The organism is Streptomyces sp. AC627_RSS907 (assembly GCF_019049165.1).
In genome coordinates this window covers 1-581 of record NZ_JAGMUE010000908.1, presented here as the reverse complement: position 1 = coordinate 581, position 581 = coordinate 1, and the positions used below count along the sequence as shown (strand labels likewise).

Genomic DNA, 581 nt, shown 5'->3' with positions numbered 1-581 from the left:
GCCCCGCGCTGCGCGTGGCCACCTCGGGCGGACCCGCCGGGGTGCGCCTGGCCACCAGCCCGGACGCGGCGGCCGACGCGGACTGCGTGCTGGTCACCGTCAAGTCGGCGGGCACCGCCGAGGCGGCGCGGCAACTCGCCCCGCGGCTCGCGCCGGGCGCCGTGGTGGTCAGCTTCCAGAACGGGCTGCGGAACACGCACGCCCTGCGCTCCGCCCTGGCCGAGCACCCGGTGCTCGCCGGGATGGTCCCGTACAACGTGGTGCGGACCGCGCCCGGCGCCTTCCACCAGGGCTCGGGCGGGACGCTCATGGTGGAGGCCGCCGAGCGCGCCGAGCCGCTGATCGCGGCCCTGGCCACGGCCGGGCTGCGCGTCGAGGCGCGACACGACATGCGCGAGGTGCAGTGCGCCAAGCTCCTGATGAACCTCAACAACGCGATCAACGCGCTCTCCGGGCTCCCGCTACGTGACCAGCTCGGCCAGCGCGCGTACCGGGAATGCCTCGCGCTGAGCCAGTCGGAGGCGCTCGCGGCGTACGAGGCCGAGGGGATACAGCCGGCGCGGCTGGGCCCGATCCCGGCC

1 protein-coding gene is annotated in these 581 nt (G+C 76.2%); it reads left to right on the top strand.

The genetic code is table 11. The features are described from left to right. Positions 1 to 581, top strand: a 581-nt coding sequence (locus tag KUM32_RS39390; protein ID WP_302185252.1) for a 2-dehydropantoate 2-reductase N-terminal domain-containing protein, incomplete at both ends; no start/stop codon positions are given.